General features: G+C 59.0%; 4 protein-coding genes. 1 reads left to right on the plus strand and 3 read right to left on the minus strand.

The window, feature by feature from the left end; translation table 11 throughout:
- Nucleotides 1-179: 179 nt before the first annotated feature.
- Nucleotides 180-767 carry a hypothetical protein gene (locus V6C07_RS00505; protein ID WP_333534392.1) on the minus strand — a complete coding sequence of 196 codons (588 nt, stop codon included), beginning with the start codon at nt 765-767 and terminating at the stop codon, nt 180-182.
- 364 nt (nt 768-1,131) lie between these two features.
- On the opposite strand from V6C07_RS00505, the gene serS reads away from it, so the two are divergent.
- Nucleotides 1,132-2,415, plus strand: coding sequence for a serine--tRNA ligase (gene serS, locus V6C07_RS00510; protein WP_333534393.1), 1,284 nt, complete (start codon nt 1,132-1,134; stop codon nt 2,413-2,415).
- 515 nt (nt 2,416-2,930) lie between these two features.
- On the opposite strand, the gene V6C07_RS00515 is transcribed toward serS, so the two are convergent.
- Together V6C07_RS00515 and V6C07_RS00520 are read right to left on the minus strand one after the other, a co-directional pair.
- Nucleotides 2,931-3,131: a putative quinol monooxygenase gene (locus V6C07_RS00515; protein WP_333534394.1), complete on the minus strand. Its 201-nt coding sequence runs from the start codon at nt 3,129-3,131 to the stop codon at nt 2,931-2,933.
- A 234-nt stretch (nt 3,132-3,365) separates the two neighbouring features.
- A partial coding sequence (locus tag V6C07_RS00520) for an L-serine ammonia-lyase, iron-sulfur-dependent, subunit alpha (protein ID WP_333534395.1) occupies nt 3,366-4,002 on the minus strand: 637 nt, incomplete at its 5' end.

The following is a 4,002-nucleotide window of genomic DNA, read 5'->3' on the forward strand; positions in this document are numbered from 1 at the left end:
AAGCGGATTGAGCAGCAGACGTTGACGCCGGAACAGACCCGGCTGCCGTACCTGCTGCTCTTGCGGGCTGCGCCAAGACAAGACCGCCGGCCACAAGGGCCGGCGGCAGCATGCAAAATCCCGTCACAGCCAATGTCATGGCTGCGCAAAAAAACAGAAGGTTCAAGGCCCGCGCGGGCTTACTTCTTGGCCTCGATAGCCTGGACAATCTTTTGCGCCATGGGTTTGATAAGTTCACGCAGCGTGTCCAGCATGAGGTTGTCGGCCGTAGAGCCAAGAGGCATGACCGTGCGTGACTGCGAGGCATTGAGCGATTCGCTGTAGATGCGTCCCTGACGGTTAGCCAGGGCGTAGTTCACGCGCATGTTGGTGGCAAGATCTGTGGCGGAATTTTCTTTAAGCCAGACCTGATCCACGTCGCCGGTCACGAGAAAGTCGGGATTGCCCGCCCGCGCCTGATTGACGCTGTCGGCATAGGAAACCTGCAGACCGTTGCGGGCCAGTTCGTCAGCCAGGGCCTTGCTTATCCACTGTGTAACGCTGTCACTGGTGACAAAGGCGCTGTTATCGCGGCGGGAGCCGATGACGGTCTGATCTTGCCGTTTGTCCACAAAAGCCACCACCGTCACCCGGGGAGCCTTGGGGCCGGGCAGCACGCCGCCTTCCATAAAAGGCGGCGGCATCAGCCGCACATTGTTGGCCGGGCCGCAGGCAGCGACCAGAAAGGCCAGCAAAACAAGGTATAAAACATTGCGCACAGGTTTCATGACAGCCTCGCGTTTATAGAAATTCTCGAGAGTATTCCCGTGAGCTATATACGGAAAAAGCCAGCCTTGCAAGGCGGCGCGCCCCCATGCTAAAGGAATTATATTATCGCGGGCGGCCCGGCGCTGTACCGGCATTCGCACTTTCCGGCCCTGAGGCTTTCGCCTTTATCCGCAAATATTCTGCGGTTGACCACAGCGAAGACAAATGCGCTTTTTTGTTTCAAGCCGACGCGCCAGAGCGCTTCCGGCGCAAAAGACACATTTTTTCTGACGCAGGCCCAAGCATGCGCATGCCGATGCAGCCTTGCGCCGCAATTTTTACCGCGAATCCGGCGCGCTACCGCGCAAATTTTCAGGAGCGGTCATGATTGATCTTAAACTGGTGCAGAGGCAACCCGAAGTTTTAGCCAAGGCCCTGGCCGACCGGCATTCGGGTATCAGCGTTGATGCATTTCTGGAGTTGGACGGCCGCCGCCGCACCCTGCTTACGGAAGTGGAAGGGCTTAAAAGCAAGCGTAACGAGGCTTCAGCCCAGGTGGCCGCGCTCAAGCGCTCCGGCCAGGACGCCGCGCCCCTGCTTGCCGAACTGTCCTCCCTGTCAGACCGCATCAAGGAACTGGACGGCGAAACGGCGCAAGCCAGGAATGATGTGGAAAGCTGGCTCATGAGCGTTCCCAACATTCCCGACAGCACCGTGCCTGTGGGCGCGGATGAAAACGAAAACGTCGAGGTCAGCCGCTGGGGCGACCCCCGGCAGTTTGACTTTGAGCCGCGCGCGCATGACGACATCGGCACTGCTCTTGGCGGGCTGGACTTTGAACGCGCCGCGCGCCTTACGGGCAGCCGTTTTGTCGTATCCCTGGGCTGGGCAGCGCGCCTTGAACGCGCCCTGGTAAATTTTTTTCTCGACAGGCACACCCGGTACAGCGACTATCTTGAGGTCAGCCCTCCCTACATGGTCAACCGCACCTCAATGACAGGCACGGCCCAGTTGCCCAAGTTTGAAGAAGACCTTTTCAAGCTGGCCGAGTGGGACTATTTTCTCATCCCCACTGCGGAAGTGCCGCTGACAAACCTGCATGCGGGCGAAGTGCTTGAAGAGTCCGACCTGCCGCGCGCCTACTGCGCGGCCACGCCCTGCTTCCGTTCCGAAGCGGGCAGCGCGGGCAAGGACACGCGGGGCATCATTCGCCTGCACCAGTTCACCAAGGTGGAGATGGTGCGCTTTGCCCACCCCGAGGACAGTTTCAACCAGCTTGAACTTATGCGCGGCCACGCCTGCAGCCTGCTGGAACTGCTGGAACTGCCCCACCGCGTCATCACCCTCTGCACAGGCGACATGGGCTTTGCCTCTGCCAAGACATATGACGTGGAAGTATGGCTGCCCGCCCAGAAAACCTACCGTGAAATCTCGTCCTGTTCCAACTGCACGGACTTTCAGGCCCGTCGCGCGGATATCCGCTTCAAGCCCAAGGGCGGCAAGACGGCTTTTGTTCACACGCTCAACGGTTCCGGCCTGCCCACCGGACGTACCATTGCCGCCATTCTGGAAAACGGCCAGCAGAAAGACGGCAGCGTGACCCTGCCCAAGGTGCTGGTTCCCTATATGGACGGGGTGGAAAACATCGAGCCGCCCCAGGACCGTTAGACAGTGTCTAGAGCAGATTAACTTTGAAAATGTACAAAATGTACATTCTCAAAGTTTAAGACACGTTCGCTTCGGCGTTTAACCGCGCAAATAAATTGCGCTTACGCCTTCGCGGCGGGCGACTGCTCACGCAGCCGCCAGAGCAATTTCAAAGTGAACTTGCTCTAACGCGCACACAGCGCAAACGTTAACCTGCCAGAAGCATCTTTCAGGGATACCGTCGCGCCTGGAACTGCTCTTGCGGATGTATGCATTGATAAAAAATGGGGCTTTGCCGCCAGACGCCTATCTTTACGGCATCCCTGGCGGCAAAGCCCCATTGTCATGCGGACGGTATGGTTTTGCCACATGCGCTCCGGCGGCTGCGGCCACAGCCCGCAAGCATAACGCCGCAAGCGGATGCCGCCGCTGCCGAAAGGCGTGCGGGTGCCGCGCAGGCCTCCACAATCTGCGGAACAAGGCCGTCTTGAGCCATCCCGACTCTGGGAGCAGGCTTTCTCAAAGGGCAAAACGCCCTAAAAAACCATCTTGAGCAGAGTCACGTTCATATGCCGCAGCTTGCCTTCCGCAAATGCGCCAAAGGCCCTGAAGTGCGGCGTGCCGTTATGCGCGTCCACCGCTTCCTGTGAAGCCCAGGTTTCAAGCACAAAAAAACGGCACATATTGGAAACATCCTCGGTAAGGTCATAGAGCAGATTAACTTTGAGAATATACATTCTCAAAGTTTAAGGCACGCTCACTTCGGCGTTTAACCGCGCAGATAAACTGCGCTTACGCCTCCGTAGCGAACGTCTGCTCACGCAGCCGCCAGAGCACTTTCAAAGTGAAATTGCTCTAGCGTCGGTTGCCGTATTCTCCACGGCTGCCGTCCACCAGAGCGCGCAGTTCGGGCATGAAGGCTTCGCGATACTGCGGCAGCACTTCCAGTTCGGCCACTATATGTATTTCACTCACAGCACTGCTTCCTTTTTGCCGGACGGTCCCGCGCCGCCCTGCTTTTTTCGTTCAAGCGCCTCGGCCACGGCCTGAGCCAGACCGCCCAGCGAGGTTTCCTTGTAGCGGGACTGCAAATCAAGGCCCGTGCGATACATGACCTCAATGATGGCATCCAGGGAAATCACGCGCTGCCGCCCGTCTTCCAACCGTGAAAGCTGGGCGCAGTTGACCGCGCGTTCCGCAGCAACTCCGTTGCGCTCGATGCAGGGTATCTGCACAAGGCCGCCCACAGGGTCGCAGGTAAGGCCCAGGTTATGTTCCATGCCGATCTCCGCCGCCACCTCTACCTGCTTCACACTGCCGCCCGTCACCGCGCAGTAGGCTCCGGCAGCCATAGAGCAAGCCACGCCCACTTCGCCCTGACAGCCCACCTCCGCCCCGGAAATGGAGGCGTTGAGCTTGTAAAAAAGGCCGATGGCTCCGGCCGTAAGCAGAAAGTCCAGAGCGCCTTCTTCCGTCGCATGGGGATAGAAATTCTGGTAGTAGGTCAGCACCGCGGGTACAATGCCCGCCGCCCCGTTGGTGGGGGCAGTGACCACCCGGCCGCCGGAGGCGTTTTCCTCGGCAACGGCAAAGGCGTACAGCGTGGGC

It is taken from the genome of Desulfovibrio sp. 1214_IL3152 (assembly GCF_036763055.1).
Lineage (GTDB): Bacteria > Desulfobacterota > Desulfovibrionia > Desulfovibrionales > Desulfovibrionaceae > Desulfovibrio.

Coding starts and splice junctions, on each gene's coding strand:
- V6C07_RS00505 (WP_333534392.1), bottom strand. CDS start 767: ATGAAACCTGTGCGCAATGTTTTATACCTTGTTTTGCTGGCCTTTCTG.
- serS (WP_333534393.1), top strand. CDS start 1,132: ATGATTGATCTTAAACTGGTGCAGAGGCAACCCGAAGTTTTAGCCAAG.
- V6C07_RS00515 (WP_333534394.1), bottom strand. CDS start 3,131: ATGTATATTCTCAAAGTTAATCTGCTCTATGACCTTACCGAGGATGTT.